General features: G+C 43.9%; 14 protein-coding genes and 1 pseudogene. 11 read left to right on the forward strand and 4 right to left on the reverse strand.

Annotated elements, in window-relative coordinates; genetic code table 11:
* Positions 1 to 565: 565 nt before the first annotated feature.
* Complete coding sequence (gene mph / locus FTU02_RS15675) at positions 566 to 1,453, forward strand: Mph(E)/Mph(G) family macrolide 2'-phosphotransferase (protein ID WP_071830579.1); 888 nt, start codon at positions 566 to 568, stop codon at positions 1,451 to 1,453.
* A gap of 73 nt (positions 1,454 to 1,526) precedes the next feature.
* Here mph and FTU02_RS15680 read toward each other — a convergent pair whose 3' ends face one another.
* The 3 genes from FTU02_RS15680 to sul2 all read right to left on the reverse strand — a co-directional run bounded on the left by FTU02_RS15680 (position 1,527) and on the right by sul2 (position 3,203).
* On the reverse strand, positions 1,527 to 1,991 hold the full coding sequence (locus tag FTU02_RS15680; protein ID WP_071830580.1) for an ATP-binding protein: 465 nt from the start codon (positions 1,989 to 1,991) through the stop codon (positions 1,527 to 1,529).
* Positions 1,992 to 2,052: 61 nt separating this feature from the next.
* Positions 2,053 to 2,301, reverse strand: a complete 249-nt coding sequence (locus tag FTU02_RS15685) for a phosphoglucosamine mutase (protein ID WP_071830581.1) — start codon at positions 2,299 to 2,301, stop codon at positions 2,053 to 2,055.
* Positions 2,302 to 2,387: 86 nt separating this feature from the next.
* A complete protein-coding gene (sul2, locus tag FTU02_RS15690; protein WP_001043260.1) occupies positions 2,388 to 3,203 on the reverse strand; it encodes a sulfonamide-resistant dihydropteroate synthase Sul2 in 816 nt (271 codons plus the stop codon).
* Positions 3,204 to 3,292: 89 nt separating this feature from the next.
* On the opposite strand from sul2, the gene FTU02_RS15695 reads away from it, so the two are divergent.
* From FTU02_RS15695 to FTU02_RS15705, 3 genes and pseudogenes are all read left to right on the forward strand, one after another.
* Positions 3,293 to 4,383 (forward strand): IS4-like element ISAba1 family transposase gene (locus FTU02_RS15695; RefSeq protein WP_120366390.1). Its coding sequence is split into 2 segments (ribosomal slippage): positions 3,293 to 3,833 and positions 3,833 to 4,383, totalling 1,092 coding nucleotides; the frame shifts between segments, so codons are not numbered across the junction.
* Between the two features lie 291 nt (positions 4,384 to 4,674).
* A pseudogene (locus FTU02_RS15700) lies at positions 4,675 to 4,986 on the forward strand (HNH endonuclease signature motif containing protein); the annotation flags it as partial.
* A 550-nt stretch (positions 4,987 to 5,536) separates the two neighbouring features.
* Positions 5,537 to 6,769: an ATP-binding protein gene (locus tag FTU02_RS15705; protein ID WP_160255372.1), complete on the forward strand. Its 1,233-nt coding sequence runs from the start codon at positions 5,537 to 5,539 to the stop codon at positions 6,767 to 6,769.
* 273 nt (positions 6,770 to 7,042) lie between these two features.
* Here FTU02_RS15705 and FTU02_RS15710 read toward each other — a convergent pair whose 3' ends face one another.
* Positions 7,043 to 7,372, reverse strand: a complete 330-nt coding sequence (locus FTU02_RS15710) for a DUF4236 domain-containing protein (protein WP_005403805.1) — start codon at positions 7,370 to 7,372, stop codon at positions 7,043 to 7,045.
* Between the two features lie 208 nt (positions 7,373 to 7,580).
* Here FTU02_RS15710 and FTU02_RS15715 point away from each other — a divergent pair, with 208 nt between their 5' ends.
* Genes FTU02_RS15715 through brxL form a run of 7 tightly spaced genes read left to right on the forward strand, consistent with a single transcriptional unit; the run spans position 7,581 to position 21,714 of the window.
* The gene (locus tag FTU02_RS15715) at positions 7,581 to 8,447 is read left to right on the forward strand and encodes a WYL domain-containing protein (protein WP_180004198.1); all 867 of its coding nucleotides are present in this window, start codon (positions 7,581 to 7,583) and stop codon (positions 8,445 to 8,447) included.
* Between the two features lie 10 nt (positions 8,448 to 8,457).
* Entirely contained in the window at positions 8,458 to 9,069 is a 612-nt protein-coding gene (locus tag FTU02_RS15720) for a DUF1819 family protein (protein WP_121523422.1), read from the forward strand.
* Positions 9,070 to 9,085: 16 nt separating this feature from the next.
* A complete protein-coding gene (locus FTU02_RS15725; RefSeq protein WP_086355031.1) occupies positions 9,086 to 9,661 on the forward strand; it encodes a DUF1788 domain-containing protein in 576 nt (191 codons plus the stop codon).
* 40 nt (positions 9,662 to 9,701) lie between these two features.
* Positions 9,702 to 13,382 (forward strand): BREX system P-loop protein BrxC, encoded by a 3,681-nt coding sequence (gene brxC / locus FTU02_RS15730; protein WP_180004195.1) that lies wholly within the window; start codon positions 9,702 to 9,704, stop codon positions 13,380 to 13,382.
* 46 nt (positions 13,383 to 13,428) lie between these two features.
* Positions 13,429 to 16,977 carry a BREX-1 system adenine-specific DNA-methyltransferase PglX gene (gene pglX, locus FTU02_RS15735; protein WP_180004193.1) on the forward strand — a complete coding sequence of 1,183 codons (3,549 nt, stop codon included), beginning with the start codon at positions 13,429 to 13,431 and terminating at the stop codon, positions 16,975 to 16,977.
* Positions 16,978 to 17,020: 43 nt separating this feature from the next.
* The gene (gene pglZ, locus FTU02_RS15740; RefSeq protein WP_180004191.1) at positions 17,021 to 19,645 is read left to right on the forward strand and encodes a BREX-1 system phosphatase PglZ type A; all 2,625 of its coding nucleotides are present in this window, start codon (positions 17,021 to 17,023) and stop codon (positions 19,643 to 19,645) included.
* Between the two features lie 29 nt (positions 19,646 to 19,674).
* Positions 19,675 to 21,714, forward strand: coding sequence for a protease Lon-related BREX system protein BrxL (brxL, locus tag FTU02_RS15745; protein ID WP_005021615.1), 2,040 nt, complete (start codon positions 19,675 to 19,677; stop codon positions 21,712 to 21,714).
* Positions 21,715 to 21,727: the final 13 nt, after the last annotated feature.

The raw sequence follows: 21,727 nt of genomic DNA on the forward strand, positions 1-21,727 counted from the left end.
GTAAATTTTCAGCGTTGCTGGCTCCCCGTCAGCCGGATTGGGTTGCATCGCAGGGGTGTCGAAAGAGTCAACTGCGGTCCAAAGCTGTTGGACTTGGGTGAAAAGGGCGTTTATTCTTCCTATACGTGAACCGCATCCTACGGAATGAGTAACCCTTGCCCTATTGTGAGTAGAACGTCGTATAATTCAAACGAAAGCAGTTAATAGGTATGAAATATCACAGCACAAAAGAGCGACAGGACATGTTTAGATGATGTTATTATAAAATAATAACATCATGGATGAATAAAAAATAATTTTCTATCTTTACAACTATGTTATACTTCTATGATAAGGCTATGATGGCAAAGCCTTGGTTTTCCTAATCAAATAGTCGCCGAGATGGCTTCAATGCGACAGTAGGTCTACTGTCTCACAATTAATTCATGTATCAGATTTTTGTTCCCTGATGGGAAGTGTTATCCATACGAAAAGAATATGGGTAAAGTGTTACACCTGTATATGACATTCAGAATGTCCTGTCGGGGGAACTGGTACCAATTTAATAAAAGAAAACAGTATAGAAATGACAATCGAAGATATGCAAACATTAGCCCTAGAGCATGGGCTGAGAATTTCGGAAGAGATGAGCGTCAATGAGATGGGCATCGACTTTAGAGTTGCCTTTGTAAAGGAAGTAAACGGTGAGAACTGGGTACTCCGTATACCTCGAAGAAGCGATATGCTTGAACAAATCGAAAATGAAAGTAGAATATTGGATTTAGCCAAAAGAAACCTGTCGATCAATGTCCCTGATTGGAAAATTGTATCGGAGCGCCTAATAGCCTACCCTTTACTGGAGGATGCGCCTGCTCTGACATTCGATGCGATAACACATGAGGTTTCTTGGAACATAGATCGCGATAGCATAGCTTATGTGGAGTCTCTGGCAAAATCATTGGCCGAATTACATCGTATTACAGCTGACGATGTGAGAAAGAGCAACTTGAAAATAATGACTCCAAGTGAATTGAGGACCGAAATAGCTGACCGTATCCACTTGGTGAAATCTGAGATAGGTATCAGCGAGCCGTTGGAAAACAGATACCGTAGATGGTTGGACAATGACCCTTTGTGGCCTGAATTCACTTGTTTCATCCATGGCGATCTCTATGCAGGGCATGTCTTAACCTCGAAGGAAGGTAAGACCTCTGGTATCATAGATTGGTCTACTGCGCATATGGGTGATCCTGCACTGGACTTTTCTGGTCACGTATCGGTTTTTGGAGAGGATAGCCTGAAGAGTTTGATAACGGAGTATGCTAAACAAGGCGGAACGATATGGGATAGGCTCTACGAACAATCTATAGAGAGGGCTGCTGCAGCTCCATTAGCATATGGCGCTTTTGCGGTAGAGTGCAACGACGATAATCATATCAATGCCGCCAGAGCAGCCTTAGGTATTGTTCAATAAAATGATGTGAGGATACTTTTTTAAATGCTAAAATAGGAGTTCGATTGGTGCCACTTAAGAGTATCATTGATTTCTATTTTAGCCAGTATCCTCCACTTTTAGGAGCTCCTCGAAACTCGATTTTATGATCATCTCTTAAGATTTTGAGCCACCGCTCTACTATCTTGACAGGAACTAATAGCTCGTTTACTAAAAATGGTGCACGCTTTCCTGGATTAGTTCTTATCTGATTAAATAGTAGATTTACTCCCTCACTTACTCCCTCATTAGATTCGAAAAGTAGCTTTGATGAGACAATAACTCGAAAACCGTGCTGGAAATTTTCAAAGACAGGGGGACGCAGACCATAGGATGCGAAGCCTTCTTGGATTCGTTTGATGCCTGACCCATATTTTTCAATAAAATGCGCTTCTTTGAACGTGGCAGATATCCTTTTATTGCGCGCCCATGGCGAGTAATCTTCACGAAGAAGCTGATCAATCGTTAAGTTATCAGCTAAACCACCTGGATTGAAAAACTCTATGGAATTGTAATACACCCTGATTATGGAATCGGCAAATTAATTTGGACTTGGGTGAAAAGGGCGTTTATTCTTCCTATTACGTTGTCGGCAGCGGGCCAAAAAGGAATACGTCCATGCCCATCGAGGTGAAACCGGCTGTGAGCGCGGGTTCAAGCATATAGCCCGACAGGCGCGTATCCTTGCCGATCACGACACGATGGCGGTGGTCACCGCGACGAAAGACACGGCCAGCCGCCATGCCGACGCGCAAGGCGGTTTCCGCCGTCATCGCGCCTTCGTTGGCTTTGCCACGAATACCGTCTGTGCCGAAATATTTGCGCACCATAAGGTCGATTATCCTGTCGTCGGGTCGCCCTCAAAGGGGACATGCCTGCTGAACCGCGAATATAGAGAAATATCCCGAATGTGCAGTTAACGAATTCTTGCGGTTTCTTTCAGCGCCGCCAATACCGCCAGCCCGTCGCGCAAGGGGCGCGGCTCGTGTGTGCGGATGAAGTCAGCTCCACCTGCGGCGGCGGCAAGCTCTGCAGCGAGTGTCGCGGCCCCGACATCCCCCGGACCACGGCCTGTGAGCGCGCGCAGAAAGGATTTGCGCGAAACAGACAGAAGCACCGGCAAATCGAAGCGCAGCCGCAATTCATCGAACCGCGCCAGCACCGAGAGCGAGGTTTCGGGAGCAGCCCCCAGAAAAAACCCCATGCCGGGATCAAGGACAAGGCGGTTGCGTTTGATACCGGCACCCGTCAGCGCCGCGATGCGCGCGTCAAAGAACGCCGCAATGTGATCCATGATGTCGCCAGCGGGTGCCTCGCGCCGATCTGCCTGCCCGTCTTGCACCGAATGCATAACGACGAGTTTGGCAGATGATTTCGCCAATTGCGGATAGAACGCAGCGTCTGGAAAACCGCGAATATCATTGAGATAGGCCACACCACGCGACAAGGCATAGGCTTGCGTCGCGGGTTGATAACTGTCGAGCGAGACGGGAATGCCATCTGCCTTGAGCGCGTCCAGCACCGGCGCGATACGCGCGATTTCTGTGTCGGACGAAACAGGCGCGGCGTCGGGATTGCTGGATGCCGGACCGAGGTCGATCACATCTGCCCCCTCGGCCATCAGCTTACGCGCCTGCGCAATGGCTGCGTCTGGCGCCAGATACCGGCCTCCATCGGAGAAACTGTCCGAGGTTATGTTGACGATGCCGAAAATGATGAGCGATTTATTCATGGGGGCTTCTATAATAATCTCTGTACACGACAAAAATAGATAACTCATTGAAATAATGTCACAATAATTGTTTTCTAACGACGAATACTATGACACATCTCAATGAGTTATATCTTATCTTAAACAAATCTCTAAAATGGAACAAGTCACATTTAAAGTGCTTTGCGCTCATCATGCTTGTGATTATTTTAAAGCAAACATGTAATCTTTCTTCTGCATCTAAAGCCTTGCCCATCAAGTGTTTACCACAATCATTTTATCGACGTATGCAGCGCTTCTTTGCAGGTCAGTATTTTGATTATCGTCAAATTTCTCAGTTGATTTTCAATATGTTTTCATTCGACCAAGTGCAACTGACTTTAGATAGAACCAATTGGAAATGGGGAAAACGAAATATTAATATCCTGATGCTCGCAATCGTTTATCGTGGAATAGCGATACCTATCCTTTGGACATTGCTTAATAAACGTGGAAATTCAGATACGAAAGAGCGTATTGCTTTGATTCAACGCTTTATAGCCATTTTTGGTAAAGACCGTATTGTGAATGTGTTCGCAGACAGAGAGTTTATCGGTGAGCAGTGGTTTACATGGTTAATTGAACAAGACATCAACTTCTGCATTCGTGTTAAAAAAACTTCATTGTCACCAATCATTTAGGAAAGAATCATAAAATTAGTGATTTATTTCGCCATCTTAAAGTTGGTCAAATTGAATGTCGTAAACGACGGATTTTGGTTGGTCGGGTGAAACTATATATAAGTGCACTACAGTTAGAAAATGGAGAGCTTTTACTCGTCGTTTCTCCTCAGTTTAATGCCAATGCTATTCAGGATTATGCATTACGCTGGGAAATTGAAACCTTATTCAGTTGTCTCAAAGGACGCGGGTTTAATCTTGAAAATACGCGCTTGACAGACCCTAGACGAGTGAAAAAATTGATTGCGGTGTTAACTATAAGCTTCTGTTGGTGTTACTTAACGGGTGAATGGCAACATAATCAAAAAAAAGCGATAAAAATAAAGAAGCATGGACGACTCTCAATGAGTTTATTTCGCTATGGTTTAGACTATGTTCAAATGGCGATTCAGCGTTTAATTGGTTTTGGGAAAAAAGAAGAGTTTAAGGAAATTTTGGCAATTTTAAGAAAGCAGAATCCTGATAGGATAAGGGTTCTGTGAAATTTGTCGTGTACAGAGTATAATAATAATAATCGAGCATGAGTCTCATACGGATGCTCGGGTCGAAAGGGAATCCCCAGGCGAGTAACCTGTTTGCGGTGATCCATTAGCTGCAGGAGCAGAATAGCATACATCTGGAAGCAAAGCCAGGAAAGCGGCCTATGGAGCTGTGCGGCAGCGCTCAGTAGGCAATTTTTCAAAATATTGTTAAGCCTTTTCTGAGCATGGTATTTTTCATGGTATTACCAATTAGCAGGAAAATAAGCCATTGAATATAAAAGATAAAAATGTCTTGTTTACAATAGAGTGGGATATGTGGAGTCGATTAGTCCAATTTCTCGGTCAAAGCCCAAGGCCTTTTCGGCATTAACCAAGAGTCTGCTTAAGCACAATTTTCTGGTGGGTAATCATAACTTTTGCCTCATTTGTGATGGATTGATCTATCTTGATTCTACTGAATCGGATCATCGGATTGCCAAAGCCGTAGGTGGGCAAGGTGTTCTAGAGAATGGTCTGCTGGTTCATCCCATCTGTAATAGGATGAAATCAGATCTGAGCCTGGAAGAGATTAGAGCGGATTTGTTTGGTGAATTACTGTATTAATCAACAGAGCGATGAGCTCATTTTTGCAGAAGTATCAATGATTAATCACATGATTTAACTTTTGATACATTCAGCCAATATGGTTATTTTTAATTCAGTCCAGAATCACAACCAGAAACTAGCTGTAGTTTCTGAATGACCGTCAAGGTCCTTAGTTTCGCCCATAGATTCCCTCTGTGGGCTTTTTTTGATCAAAAATTGTATAGATGCTCTAAAATAAACCTTTTAGCATTTCATAAGCAATTAGGATTAAGGCTGAGACCATCAGCACAACAAAAATGAGTTCCACTCTAGTTAACAACTTAGTTCCATTTACTTTTCACTTAATTTATATAGCAGTTAACTCGTAGCATAAATGACATAACATGACATGGAAAATAATCAAAAAGACAGAATTTGGATTTTGATCAGATCTGCATGTTTACATGCTTCTACAGCAGCTTTGAATGTTTCACTTAACCTTTAAACTTTTCTTAAAACTAAATATATTTACATATACATTCTAAAATTTGATAGAATTTATTAAAACTTTAGATTCTAAGTGTAAATAATGAGAAGCGCTAATATTCGACGTGATGGCTACTTAAAATTTCTGAATACATGGCAAGACCGTGATGTCATTAAAGTGCTTTCGGGTGTACGTCGCTCTGGAAAATCCACCTTATTGGCGATGTTTCAACAAGACCTAAAAGCACAGGGCGTACAAGCCGAAAACATCATTGCCATCAACTTCGAATTTATGGAATTTGAAGAACTCACCGATTACCGTAAACTACATGATTATGTATTATCCAAAGTTGATAAAAGTAAAAAAAACTATGTTTTTTTAGATGAAATTCAACATGTTACAAATTTTGAGAAAGTAGTCGACTCTTTATATGTTCGGGATTATATCGATTTATATATTACAGGCTCAAATGCATTCTTTCTAAGTGGAGAACTTGCGACTTTACTTACAGGACGCTATATAGAGCAACATGTTTTACCCCTTTCATTCCAAGAATTTAAACAGTGGCATATTGAAAATAATCCGATCATCCAACAATTATCAAATCGTGATTTGTATGCCATGTATACGCGCAGTAGTTTCCCTTATACGCTTGCCATGACTAGCCAGCAGGAAACTTATGATTACTTGCAAGCGGTCTATGCCAGTGTAATGTTTAAAGATGTTATTCCACGTTTGAATACTGCCGATATTAACTCTCTCGAGCGTGTCACAAGATATTTGGCAAGCGTGACAGGCTCAGCTATTTCCATCAATAAAATTAAAAATACCTTTGTTTCAAGTGGGGTTAAAATTTCATTTGAAACAGTAAAACGCTATATTCAGGGCTTACAGGACAGTTTGTTATTTTATAGTGCCGCACAATTTAAAGTACGCGGGCGTGAGTTATTACAATCCTCTGAAAAATACTATTTAGTTGATGTCGGATTGCGCCGGATTATGTTGCCTGATGCTAATGCTGATCAAGGTCATATCTTAGAAAATGTGATTTATCTTGAGCTTGTCAGACGAGGTTATACGGTCTATGTAGGGCGGGTTGATGAATATGAAATTGATTTTGTTGCTGTCGATACTTTACAGAATTTAACTTATTATCAGGTGGCATTAGAAACGCTCAATGAGGAGACACTCAGCCGAGAGTTACGTCCATTACAGAAAATTTCTGATTCGTATCCCAAGTATTTGCTTACATTAGACACGATAGGGACTGAAGCGAATTATAATGGTATTGTAAAAATGAGTGCTCTCGATTGGTTGCTATCTGAAAATAAGTAAAGTTGAGGGTAGACATGGATACTATTATTTATTAATTAAAACTCAAAGACTTTTCAGCATTAACCAAGAGTGTGATCAAGCATAATTTCTGCTCCAATTGTGATGGATCGATTTACCTCGACTCGATTGAGTCAGACTATCATGATTGAGCCAGAGTCGCTTACTGAAAGTAGCGAGAATTGCGCTGGAGTTTCTGAAGGATATTAATTCCTTAGTTTGCCCATTCATCCATCTGGGCATTTTTTTTTTGATTAAAATACAATGCGGTTCTTGCTAAAAAATGACGGCACCCACCATAAAACACAATATTCCAAAAATAATCCAAGGCCATATCTTTGCCTTCGGTTGTTCTAAATTCTGAGGATTATATTCCGTGTGTTCTAGCGATGTCGGTTGTGGAACACGGGTCTTTTTAGAGTAAGGTTGGTGTTTAGAGTAAGATAGTCCCGTACCTGGAATGCCGACACTGGTTCGCGTACCTTTTTTCCCAATATTTAGAGAAGCACCAGGTTTGCCAATGCTGGCACTGCTGATGCCTTTATGGGTCAGATTAATTTTAAAACCCGGGAATAATTTAATACTTTTACGAAATCTAAAACCCATATTTCTCTCATTCTAAAACTTAGCTCAATTCACGCGCTATACCAGGATCCATGATCTGCTAGAGATCGTACTTTGACGGCTATCATCAGGATACTAGTATATTTTTTATCTGATGATTGCAATACTACCTTTAAATACCGTCAAAAATATTTACTGTATATTTGCTGTAGGGTAATCTTAAAGCTGCTATTTATTGACTGATTGGTATATGACGACAGATAAGCATGAAGTGCTTCTTCGAATGCGAGCCATCGAGTTGCTTGCTTACTGGGAAGGTCGTTTGGTTACCAATCGTTTGATGAGCTGGTTTGGGCTCAGTCGACAGCAGGCTTCTGCGGATATCAAGCGTTACAATACGCTGTATAACCCCGATGCCTTGATTCATGACCCCTCCGTCAAGGGTTATGTGCCTAAGGCCAGCTTCCAGCCTGTACTGACTACAGCGCATATCAATGAATATCTCAATATGCTCTCGGGCTTGGTCAGTGAATCGCATGCCCTTATTGCGATGCCAGAACCGAATCTTACAGCAGTTCAATTACCTGATCGCAGTGTACGTCCTGAAGTGATTCGGGAAGTTTTGCGTGCCTGCCGCAACCAAAGTACTTTAAAAATGATTTATGCCTCGATGCAGAATCCGCAGTGGCATGAACGCATCATTTCCCCACACACCCTGGTGTATACCGGTTTTCGCTGGCATGTCCGTGCCTATTGCCATCAGAGCAAGCAGTTTAAGGACTTTTTACTCTCCAGAATTGATCGCACACCTGTTGTGATGGCGATTGAGTCAGTAGGCCCTGCTCAGGATCAGCAATGGCATGAAGAAATTGTACTGACGCTGATCCCTAATCCAAAATTGAACTCATCACAACAAGCGCTGGTCGAAAAAGACTTCGGCATGCCTGATGGCAGATTACAGATTCCGGTGAAAAAAGCCCTGGCTCACTATACTTTGCAGCGATATCAGGCCGCGATCACGCTGGCTGAGGCGGATGATGCCTTGAAATATCCCTTGGTACTACAACGCTCAGATATCGAAAAGCTGTCGTCTTACCTGTTTGATCAGGCGTCATAGGAGATTGGCTATGTTAGAACAATTTCATTATGACAGTGACCTGATTGGCGGTTCCCTGATGGTGCGTGAAAGCCGGCTGATCGCGGATCTGTTATTACGAGAAGCGACTCCAGAACAATGGCATCAGGCCATTCAGATTGACAATATTCTGCAAAAAAGAACGCCTGCTTCAGCCCAACGTAACGCCACTGCCATTCGTAAGCGTCTTGAGCGCTTAGAGCCTGATTTCTGGAAAGCTTTGCGGGATGGGGATGATGAGCTGGCGACTCAGGTGGCTTTTTGTGGGGCACTGGAACGCAACCTGTTGCTGCTTGAGTTTATGGAAACGGTGATGAGGGATGCCTATATCTCCCAGGCGCAATACTTGGACAGTTATATCTGGTCAGATTTTTTGGATGAACGCTCACAACGTGATCCGGATATCTGTGATTGGAAAGAGTCCAGCAAGAAAAAAATGGGGCAGGTGGTGTTTCGCATGCTGGCAGAAGCCGGTTATTTAAAAAGTACCCGTAAGCTGGAGTTGCAGCGCGTGATCGTCAGAGCAGAGCTGCGTAGCCTGTTGGAAGAACATTATAAACAACGCATTAAAAGATCTATGGAAGTGTCGGTATGGACGCGTTAGTTGTAGAGGGGCAGCAATGAGTCAAACAATACATGAGCGTCTGAACCAGATTCCAGAGCGAATACTTTCAACCGAGTTTCTCACTGGACAAGGATTGGGCAATGAAATTGGCTTCTGGATTTTTGATTATGCACCTGAAGATGAGTTGAAGGTGCGCGAATATCTGCATTTTCTAGACGGGATGCTGGAGAAAAAACACAGTCAGCTGAAGGTGGTGAATATCAACCTGCTGCAAGCCGTGGTGGATTATCTGTCTGAGCGTAACTTCATCGATAAAGCCATTCAAATGCAAAAAGCCAAAGGCGATGAGGCGCTGCTCAAAGCGCTGAAAGGCCCACTGCATATGGATAAGTTCGCGCCCTATCTGGTGAGTAAATATGCCACCAATGCACAAGATATTGTGTTGATGACTGGGGTAGGGTCGGTTTGGCCACTGTTACGTGCCCATCACTTATTGAACAGTTTGCATTCGTTACTGGGGCATAAGCCAGTGGTGCTGTTTTACCCAGGTTATTACGACGGTCAAGCGATGAGTTTATTTGGAAAAATTCCAAGCAATAATTACTACAGAGCATTCAGATTAGTGCCTTAACACGGCAAATAGAAATAAGAATTCGGGGGAATGGATTGAGATGAACATTAAAGAACTTTTTTATAAGCCATTAGATCGTGCGATTAACGGGGTCGTAAAAGCAGACCAGAATGACAATACTACGGTTTATCAGGAACTCGATGAGTATGTGGTCACCAATGAACTGGAAAAGCATTTTCGGGACTTTTTCCAGTCTTATGGCACAGACCTGAGCGATCCTTCGATTGCCAACCGTGTCGGCGTATGGATTTCAGGCTTCTTTGGTTCAGGTAAATCACATTTCCTGAAAACCTTGTCGTATATTCTGGCCAATAAAGTGGTACGTGATGCGCAAGGTAACGAGCGTAGCGCCGCAGAATTCTTTGATGAAACTAAAATCCGCGATGCATTTATCCGTGCCGATATTGGCAAGGCCGTTAGCCATCATGCCGATGTCATCCTGTTTAACATTGACAGTAAAGCCAGTTCCAATGACGATGGCAATCCGATCCTGAATGTGTTTTTACGTGTGTTTAACGAGTATCAGGGTTTTAGTGCTGACCATCCACATATTGCCCATATGGAACGTCACCTGAGCCAGAAAGGGGTGTATGAACGCTTTAAACAGGCGTTTGAGGAATCCAGCGGCATGTCTTGGCTAGAAGAACGTGACGGATATCAGTTCTATCAGGATGATGTCGAAACTGCGATTTCTCAGGCACTGAATCTATCAGCAGAAGCTGCACACAAGTGGTTTGAGGATTCTGAGCAGACCTTTAGTGTTTCGGTTGAAAACTTCTGTCAGTGGGTGAAAGAATACCTGGACAGCAAAGGACCCCAGCAACGCATGTTGTTCTTGGTCGATGAAGTGGGGCAGTTTATTGGCAGCGATACCCGCTTGATGCTGACATTGCAAACCATTACTGAAAACCTGGGTACGATCTGTAAAGGCCGCGCTTGGATTATCGTCACCTCACAGGCAGACATCGATGCTGTTTTAGGTGAGATGTCTTCTTCCAAAGCCAATGACTTCTCCAAGATTGCTGGTCGTTTTAAAACCCGGTTATCACTGTCCAGTTCCAATACCGATGAAGTCATCCAGAAACGTTTATTACGTAAAACCCCAGAAGCAGAAGCATTGCTCAGATCAGTGTTTGAGCAAAAGGGCGATATCTTAAAAAATCAGATTACCTTTGACCGTTCAGGCCCAACCCTAAAGAACTATGAGGGGCCAGACAGCTTTATCCATAACTATCCTTTTGCGCCGTACCATTTTCAGCTGGTACAAAAAGTATTTGAAGAAATCCGTAAGGTCGGTGCGACCGGTGCACACCTGGCCTATGGTGAACGGTCCATGTTGGATGCGTTCCAGATGGCCGCGAATGCGATTGCTACAGATGAAGTCGGTGCCCTGGTTCCTTTCCACCGCTTCTATACTTCAGTGGAAGGATTTCTGGATACAGCAGTGAAGCGTACCATCGACCAGGCAGGGCAGAATAAGACCCTGGATGGTTTTGATGTGCAGATGCTGCGTACCCTGTTCATGATCCGCTATGTCGATATCATCAAAGGTACGCTGGATAACCTGGTGACTTTGTCGATTGAGAAAATTGATGAAGATAAGCTGGCATTGCGCAAGCGGATTGAAGAGAGCCTGCAGCGTCTGGAAAAAGAGAGCCTGATTACTAGGAATGGTGATGAGTTCCTGTTCCTAACCAATGAAGAGCGGGATATTACCCGAAAAATTAAAGCCACAGACTTAGCGGCTTCAGAAGAAAATAAAGAGTTAGCCAACCTGATCTTTAAAGATTTACTGCGCGATCAGAACAAATACCGCCATCAAGCCAACAAGATGGACTATCAGATTGGTCGTTTTCTGGATGGTCATAGCCTGGATGGCAAGTATGAGAGCGATTTGAAAGTTGAAATCATTTCTCCGCTGGATACGGAATACAACCTCTATACTGAAGCTTACTGTATTGGTAAAAGTACTCAGGCCGAAGGACAAGTCCTGTTTAAACTGGCAGACGATAAACAGTTCTTTAATGAACTGCGCACCTGGCTGAAAACCAATAAATTTATTCGGTTAAATGATGATGGCACTCAGTCCGATATCACCCGTATCCTGGCAGACCGTGGCCGTGAGAACCAGGAGCGTAAAAAACGCCTGCGTGTCCGGGTCGAAGAAATGTTGCTGGACGCGGAAAGTTATGCCTTGGGTCAACATCTACAACTTTCATCTTCAAGTCCAACCACCAAGCTGGATGAGGCTTGTCGTTATTTGCTGGAAAACACTTATACCAAACTGAGCTATCTGCAGGTCTATCAGCAGGATGCCTGGCGTGAACTGAACGCCGTCTTGACTGTGGATGATATGGCGCAGCTCGGATTGTCTCTGGATGGCGGTCAGAGCAATCCCAAAGCCCTACAGGAAGTGGAGCAGTACATTGCACTACGGGCCACCGGTACAGAGCGTATTCTGGTGTCAGATGTGGTGGATCGTTTTGCCAAACGTCCTTATGGCTGGCCAGATGCCGAGATTTTACTGTTGGTGGGTCAGCTGGCTGCGATGGGGCGGATTTCACTACAGTTAAATGGCGGCAGCTTACAGTTAAAAGATGCCTTTGAGCCTTTACAAAACAGCCGCCGTCGCCGTGATGTGTCGATCATTAAAAAACGCCAGACTGATGATCAGGTATTGAAACAGGCACGCCAACTCACCCAAGAACTGTTCTCGGCGATGGGACCAGCGACTGAGAAAGAGCTATTTGAATTCTATTTGCAGCATCTTAAGACTTGGTTAGCCAACTTTAAGTCGTATAAGAGTAAAACTGATGTTGGGCAGTTCCCGGGTAAGAAAGTGATTGAAAAGTCTATTCTGACTTTGGAACGTCTGCTGGCGAATAGCGACAGCTTCGATTTCTTTAAGGCCGTGGTCGAGAACAAGGACGACTATCTGGATCTGGAAGAAGATTATCGTGATATTCATGAATTCTTCAGCAACCAGATGCCAAGCTGGCAACAACTGCAACAGGCCTTACGTCATTTTGAGAAAAACAAACAGGCGCTGGGCAGTGATGAGGTGGCAAAAAAAGCCCTCTCTGAATTACATCGCATTTCCACCCTTGAATCGCCCTATGGTCTGTTAAATAAAGTGGCTGATTTGGTTCGTACAGTGGAAAGCGTCAATGAGCAATTGTTGACTGAGAAGCGCAATCAGGCGATAGAACACATTGATGACAAGATCAAACAGTTAGAAGCCGAGATTAAAAACAGTGGTATTGCCACCGCTGAGCTGAGTAACAAGCTATTACGCCCACTACAACTGCTGAAAACGGATATTGAAGTGGAAACTAGCCTGTCCACCATCTATATGTTGCAAACTCAAACCAGCGTCGAGCGTTTTGATGAAGCCTTGTATGAGTTGGAAAGCGAAGTTCAGGCGGAAATCCAGCGTCAGGCCAAAGCGGCACAACTGGCTCAGAGCAAAGCCGAGAGTGTGGCGAGTTCAGCAACTACAGCCAGCCCAGTTACATCAACACCTGCTGCGAGTCCGGTACAGTCTGTGACAGCCGTAGTGCCACCGAAACCTGTTGTCGAAGTTGATGTCGCCAGCATTTACAGCAAAAGCTCAAGTAGTGTCTATCTGGAAACAGAAGAATCAGTGGATCAGTTTGTAGACGCACTCAAAGCTGAACTGAAAAAAATCGTGAGTGATAAAAAGCGTGTGCGTATCCGCTAACTCGGGTTAGGGATATCGGCATCAGTCATTAATTAAAGGTTTAAAGATGAATACCAGTAATATTAAAAAATACGCACCGCAAGCACGAAATGATTTTATCGCAGCGATGCGCAAGCAAGCCGCTAAATATGGCATCACCGCAGACCGCATTTTACCGGCAGAACAGAAAGGGGACTTGCTGCTGATTGGCGATCAGGTTTTTCCGCTATCAGTCATGAAACCACGTGAGAAGCTGATCAAGCGCATTCAAACCAGCAGTTTTGAGCAGACGATTGATTATATCGCTTATAGCTGGTTTAACCGTCTCTGTGCCATTCGCTACATGGAATGCAAAGGCTTACTGGATCATGGTCGCCGTGTGCTGAGCAGTGCCGATGGTAGTGCAGGCTTGCCGCAGATTCTGGAAGAATGTCTGGACATTGAGCTACCGGGTTTAGATGCCAGCCGTGTGGCTGAACTCAAGCTGGATGGCAATAAAGACGAAGAACTCTATCGTGAATTGTTACTGGCGCAGTGTCATGCGTTGAATCAGGTGATGCCACTCCTGTTCGAACAGGTGTCTGATGAGTCAGAACTGTTATTACCGGATAACCTGACCAAAACCGATTCGTTGATCCGTGATCTGGTCAGCAGTATTCCAGAAGAAGACTGGTCGGATGTGCAGATTATTGGCTGGCTGTATCAGTTCTATATTTCTGAAAAGAAAGACCAGGTGATTGGTAAAGTTGTCAAAAGTGAAGATATCCCTGCCGCGACACAATTATTCACCCCAAACTGGATTGTGAAATACCTGGTACAGAACAGTGTTGGTCGTCTATGGATGATGGCACAGCCAGAAAGTATGCTTGCCAGTGGGTGGGAATACTATATTCAGCCGGCTGAGCAAAGCGATGAAGTCAATGCACAGTTAAAACAGCTGATTGATGTACGGATCAGTGAAGATGGCGATAGCTTAAACCCTGAAAGCATTACGGTACTGGATCCGGCCTGTGGTTCGGGGCATATTCTGGTGGAAGCCTACGATTGCTTAAAAGCGATTTATTTGGAACGTGGTTACCGCAGTCGTGATATTCCACGTTTGATTCTGGAAAACAACCTGTACGGGATTGATATTGATACCCGTGCCGCGCAGTTAGCCAGTTTTGCGCTATTGATGAAAGCGCGTGAGGATGACCGCCGTTTATTTAGCAATCCACCGAAGCTGAATATTATTGCGCTACAAGACAGTCAGGATTTAGATGCAGATCAAATCTGGAAAGATCTCAACTTAAACCAAGCATGGCAAAAAGGCAGTCATGTCGATCTGTTTGGCAATGATCAAAAGGATTTAAGCAGTCCTGAAAATGACGAACGTTTTAAGCTGATTCAGGAAGTTTTAGCTAAGTTTAAAGAAGCCTCAACTTTTGGTTCTTTAATTTGTATGGATAGCCCAGAACAAGATTTTATCGATTTGCAAAATACCTTAGAAGGCTTGGTTATTGAGGGCGATACCTTACAGAAAGCCGCTGCTAAAAAATTATTGCCTTTGGTTATACAAGCAAAACTTTTAGCGAAAAAATATGATGCTGTAATCGCTAACCCGCCGTATATGGGTGCGAATACAATTACAAACTTAAAAGAATTCGCTAAAGATTACTATCCTGATAGTAAATCAGACCTCTTTGCCATGTTTATAGAACGTGGTTTCGATTTTTGTAAAGAATCTGGTGCTAGTAGTATGGTAACAATGCAGGGATGGATGTTTTTAACATCATATCAAAACATGCGGGAAAAATTACTTCTAAATCATTCAATTTGGACTATGGCTCATTTGGGAGCCCGAGCTTTTCCAGAGATATCAGGCGAAGTTGTACAGACTGTAGCATTCGTAGGTCAAAAAAAACATATAGGGGGTGTAAAGCCGGCTTTCTTCAGATTAGTAGATAAAAATCATGAGGAAAAACAATACCTATTAAAAAATAATTTAAATCGCTTTGATACAACCATTCAAGAAGATTTCCAAAAAATACCATGTAGTCCTATAGCATATTGGGTAGGTAATTCTATACGTGATAATTTTGAGAAAATGCCAGCATTAGCGGATATAGCTAATGCTAAAAGTGGACTAACAAGCGGAGATAAACCTAGGTTTGTAAGAGAGTGGTATGAAGTCAATCATACTAAGATCAATTTTGTAGCCAAAAATAATCAAATTAATTTAAATAAATGGTTCCCACATAATGATGGTGGTACTGCAAGAAAATGGTATGGAAACAGAAATCATATTATTAATTGGGAAAAAAATGGATTTGCAATTAAACAGCAGCGTAATTCTACCATTCGAAATCCATCATATTATTTTAAAGCTGGCGTAACCTGGACAGATATTTCGAGTTCTTTTTTTTGTGCAAGATTAGTAGATGAAGGCTTTATATTTGAAAATACAGGTTCTATGGTTTTTTCAAATAATTTAATAACAACATTAGGTTTATTAAATTCAAAAGTTGTTTTCTACTATATGAATCTTATGAATCCTACCTTACATTTTGGAGTTGGCGAAATAAATAAACTTCCATTTGATGTACAAGCAGCTAATGAAGAAAATATTAAGGTTTGTGTTCAATTATCTAAATATGATTGGGACTCCTACGAAACCTCATGGGACTTTACCCAAAACCCCATTATTCGTAGCCAACAGCCAAACTTAGAACTAGCGTTTAACACATGGCAACAGCAAAATACTGACGCCGTGGCTGAAATGAAACGCTTGGAAGAAGAAAACAATAAGCTGTTTATTGATGCTTATGGTTTACAGGATGAACTTACACCAGACGTACCAGATGAACAGATCACTTTAACTCGTGCCGACCGTGAAAAAGACAGCCAGCGTTTAGTCTCTTATGCACTTGGCTGCATGATGGGGCGTTATAGTCTGGATGAACCAGGTCTGATCTATGCCCATGCAGGTAATCAAGACTTTGATGCTAGCCGTTATCAAACATTCCCGGCAGATGCTGACGGTATTATTCCATTGACCGAAATGCACTGGTTTGAAGATGATGCAACGCACCGTATTCGAGAGTTCTTAACTGCCGTTTGGGGGAAAGAGACACTGGATGCCAATATGCAGTGGCTCGCAGAAAGCTTAGATAAAAAAGCCAGTGAAACGGCTGAAGACACCATTCGCCGTTACCTCGCCAGCAAGTTCTATAAAGATCACATGCAGACCTATAAAAAGCGCCCGATCTACTGGCTATTCAGCAGTGGTAAACAGGGGGCTTTCCAGGCGTTGGTGTATTTGCATCGTTATAACGAAAGCACCTTGGCGCGTATGCGTACCGAATATGTTATGCCACTGATTTCCAAAATGTCCGCCTATGCTAATTCTCTGGAAACAGCAAAAGAAAGCAGTGACTCTGCGGCTGAAATCAAACGCATCGAGAAAAAACTGCAAGACTTGCATAAGCAACAGGCTGAACTCAGTACTTTTGAAGAAAAGCTGCGTCATTATGCCGATCAGCGTATTACGTTAGATCTGGATGATGGGGTGAAAGTCAATTATGGCAAGTTTGGGGACTTGTTGGCTGAAGTCAAAGCGATTACGGGGGAGAAATGATGAATGCTTTTTCTCCGGTACTAGACCTTGATGAGGTCGTTGCATGAATTTAAGTCAACTACAACAAGGTCTGGAACAAGCCTTTTATATTGAACAGCACCGGATTGTCTTCTGGTACGATGCGGAACAGTCCTTTAGCGAAGAAGTAAAGGCGTTAAAACTGAATGATGTTCATATTCTGAATATGGCAGAAGAATCCAGCCTTGCGATTAAGCTTAAACTGGAACTTGAGGATCAGCAGGGCAAATACTTGCTGTATTTTCCAAGTCCTGAGCCTGAAACTGAAAAAGACTGGTTACTGGACATCAAGCTCTATTCACGCATCTTCTATGCCGATCGTTTCTCGATTATTTTCAATGAGCTTGGGCTACAGCAACAAAGTTTAAGAGAACATCTGGCCAAACGTGAAGAGTTCCTCAAAGCCAAAGCCCGTCTGAGCGCATTAAAACGTTATACCCAGCCTGATGCAGATGAACAGAATCTGGATATGGCCATGATTGCAGCTGTGGTCAAGGCCGACAGTGCCGAACTCATGCATATCGTTCTGGCACTGGCAGATGAAATGGTACAGCAGAACCTGGCTCTGGAAGTCAATCCAGACTCCTTTGCTGAACTGGAAAAATTCCAACTGGTGCCAGCTTTGGTCACCGCATTACAGGCGGAAATTGGTTATCCAGCATCGGTTGAAGAATTGAATGGGGAAGCACCATTCAAGCTCGGTACGTTCTTTATCCGTTTGATGACTACAGGTTTCTGTGAAAGCCTGGGCGATATACCGCTATGGGCTCAAGAACTGGTGATGTCATCCGTCAGCTCCCGTGCGACGGCTAGAGCCTTTTTGTCGCGCTGGAGAGACAGTTCTAAATACTACCCAACCTTCGATACGCTTTCCCAGACCGTGGCGAATGCACTGCGGATCCAGGAGAGGGTCGGGGCCTTTGATCTGGGGCAGCTGCTGGATGTCATGACCTTTGAAGTGATTGAACAAAAGATCATTGTTGATTTGGCCAGTCATATCCCTGCAGCAACCAAAGCTGAACTGGAACATTTCAGAACGATTATTTCTACCCGTCTGGATGGTTATTGGGCTTCCAAACATAAGGATGATGCAACACGCCGTAAATATCGTACTGTCTATACAGCGTTGCAGGCAGCCATTGAGCTGTTTAGCCTGCGACAGCAGTTTGATGCCGGTTTCTATTTCGACTCCAGTGAAGCTTTGTATAAAGCCTACGAGCAGGAGTTGTATCGCTTTGATATGGCCTATCGCCACTACAGTGCTGCTTCTCAACGCGCTCATGTCGATATCCTGAAAAAACTCGATGAAGAAGTGGAAAATTGCTATTCCTACTGGTTTATTGACCACTTGGCACGCAACTGGGGCGAGCGGATTGAAGCTGAGCAACGCTTGAATGTCTGGAAAATGGCAGATATCCCAAATCAGCAGAACTTCTACGATACTCACGTTAGACCCTTACTCAGTTCCGCAACGAAACGCCGTATTGTGGTGATTATCAGTGATGCTTTCCGTTATGAAGCTGCGGTAGAGCTGCGTGATCGTATCAATGAAAAGCGTTATTCTGAAGCGACCTTGTCTTCACAGCTGGGCGTTGTCCCAAGTTACACCACACTTGGCATGGCCTCGTTGTTGCCGCATCAGACTTTGGAGTACAAAGAGGCCGCAGGTGATGATGTTTTAGTAGATGGGCAGTCCAGCAAAGGGACTGCAGCACGATCCAAAATTCTGGCTGCCTATAATGGATTGGCAGTAACCGCTGAAATGGTAAAAGGCTGGTCGCGTGATGAAGGCCGTGAAGCGCTGAAAGATCATGAGCTGATTTACGTTTATCACAACGTGATTGATGCACGCGGTGACAGTGCCTCGACAGAATCAGAAACCTTTATGGCGGTAGAACATGCTATTGAAGAGCTGACCGAACTCAGCCGCAAAATCTTAATGCACTTCAATATTTCTACCCTGTTGATTACAGCCGACCATGGCTTCCTGTTCCAGCAAAGTAAACTGGAATCTGCGGATCGTTCAAGCTTGACTGAAAAACCTGCCAATACATTGAAGAGCAAAAAACGCTATGTGATTGGGCATGGTTTACCAGAGAGCAAGGAAGCCTGGAAAGGCTCAACCCAAGCTACGGCAGGCACATTATCTGCGACTGATTTCTGGATTCCAAAAGGGGCGAACCGTTTCCATTTCGTAGGAGGCTCACGTTTCGTGCATGGCGGCATCATGCCTCAGGAAATTGTGGTACCGGTACTGATGGTAAAACAGCTACGTGGTGAAAAGGCTGGACAGCGGACCAAGCGTAAAGTTGAGGTCATTTCTACCAAATCCACGCTGAAGATGGTCAATAACATCCAGAAGTTTGATTTGATGCAAACCGAAGCTGTCAGTGAGCTGGTCATGCCAGTGACTTTATCCATTGCCATTTATGATGGGGATCTTAAAGTTTCCAGTGAAGAAACTTTGACTTTTGATAGCACTACCGACTCTGTTGCCGATCGGGTCAAACAGGTCAGACTGTCATTGTCTGGCACTGATTTTGACCGTAAGAAAGATTACTTCCTGGTACTGAAAGACAAAGACCTGAATATCGAGATGCAACGCTATAAGGTCACCATTGATTTGGCATTTACCGATGACTTCTTCTAATAACGAATTAACGATAGAGCGTAGCCTACATGGAATCTGCTAACGATAAAGAACTGGATCAGCTGCTGAATGAACACTTTGCTGGGCGGGTGGTACGTAAGGATCTAACTAAACTGATCAAAGAAGGGGCCAATGTCCCTGTCTATGTACTCGAATACCTGCTGGGGATGTACTGTGCCTCGGATGATCCAGAGATCATTGAACAGGGACTACGTAACGTAAAGACCGTACTGGCTGAGAACTACGTCCGACCGGATGAAGCCGAGAAGGTGAAATCCCTGGTCCGTGAACGGGGCAGTTATAAGGTCATTGATCGGGTGACTGTAAAGCTGAATGAGCGTAAAGACAAATACGAAGCATCATTTAGTAATCTTGGCATCAAAGATGCCGAAATCTCGGCAGGCATCGTCAAAGAGTATGAAAAATTACTTGTTGGTGGTATCTGGGTCATTGCTACGCTCAGTTATTATTTTGAAGAAGGACAGACTAGTTCTCCATTTGGCGTGAGCTTACTCAAGCCGATTCAAATGCCGAATATGAATATGGATGAACTTTTCAGTGGCAGAGCAGCATTAAGCACTGATCAGTGGCGCGAGAGTTTAATCCGTTCGATCGGCATGGAACCGGCTTCGTTAAAAGAGGATGTGCAATGGCACCTATTAGCGCGTATGGTTCCGTTCGTTGAAAATAACTATAACGTTTGTGAACTGGGACCACGCGGTACCGGGAAAAGCCATATTTACAAAGAGTGTTCACCGAATAGTATTTTAGTCTCCGGTGGACAAACGACTGTCGCCAACCTGTTCTATAACATGAGTAGCCGCCGTATTGGTCTGGTGGGCTTATGGGATGTGGTAGCTTTTGATGAAGTTGCTGGTATTTCCTTTAAGGACAAAGATGGCGTACAGATCATGAAAGACTACATGGCCTCAGGATCTTTTGCCCGTGGTCGTGAACAGATGGAAGCCTCAGCTTCGATGGTTTTTGTGGGTAATATTAACCAAAGTGTTGAATCCTTGGTGAAGACTAGCCACTTATTGGCTCCTTTTCCTGAAGCCATGATCGATTCAGCATTCTTTGATCGCTTTCATGCCTATATCCCGGGTTGGGAAATTCCGAAAATGCGCCCGGAATTCTTTACCAACCGTTATGGCTTGATCGTTGATTATCTGGCTGAGTTCTTCCGGGAAATGCGTAAGCGTAGTTTTGCGGATGCCATTGAGAAGTACTTTAAGCTAGGGAATAACCTGAATCAGCGTGATGTGATTGCCGTTCGCAAGACGGTTTCTGGATTGATGAAGCTGCTCTACCCACATGGTCAATTTAACAAAGAAGATGTACGGCAATGCCTGGAATATGCGCTGCAGGTGCGCCGTCGGGTCAAAGAACAGCTGAAAAAAATTGGGGGGATGGAATTCTATGATGTGCATTTTAGCTATATCGACAATGACACCCTAGAAGAGCATTTTGTTTCGGTAAAAGAGCAGGGTGGAGGTGGACTTATTCCCGAAGGTCCTGCTAAACCAGGCTTCCTGTATACCATTGGCCTCAGTAATAAGGGCATGCCAGGCTTATACCGCTTAGAACTTCAAGTCACTAAAGGTTCAGGAAAATTGGCGACATCTGGCTTATGGAATTCAAGTAGTGCCAAAGAACAGGTCAAGATTGCTTTTGATTACTTCAAGGCCAATGCATCCCGGATCTCGGGGGGCAGTAAGGTGCTGGAACATGATTTCCACTTACATGTGGTGGAATTACAGAATACCGGCCCGCTCAGCCATCTTGCTCTGCCAAGTTTAGTGGCTTTCGCTTCTGGCCTCTTAGGACGATCGGTACAAAGTCAGATGGTGGTACTGGGTGATATGAGCTTGGGTGGTTCAGTGACACCGGTGGAAAGTATTGCCGAATGTCTGCAAGTTGCTTTTGATGCGGGTGCCAAGAAGGTTGCTTTACCAATGAGTAGTGCGGCAGATATCCCAACGATTCCTGTGGAACTGTTTACCAAGTTCCAGACCAGCTTTTATGCAGATCCGGTGGATGCGGTGTTTAAAGGGTTAGGGGTGGATTAATTTCATATCTGTC

The sequence above is a fragment of the Acinetobacter sp. YH12045 genome (genome assembly GCF_013419925.1).
Classification (GTDB): Bacteria; Pseudomonadota; Gammaproteobacteria; order Pseudomonadales; family Moraxellaceae; genus Acinetobacter; species Acinetobacter amyesii.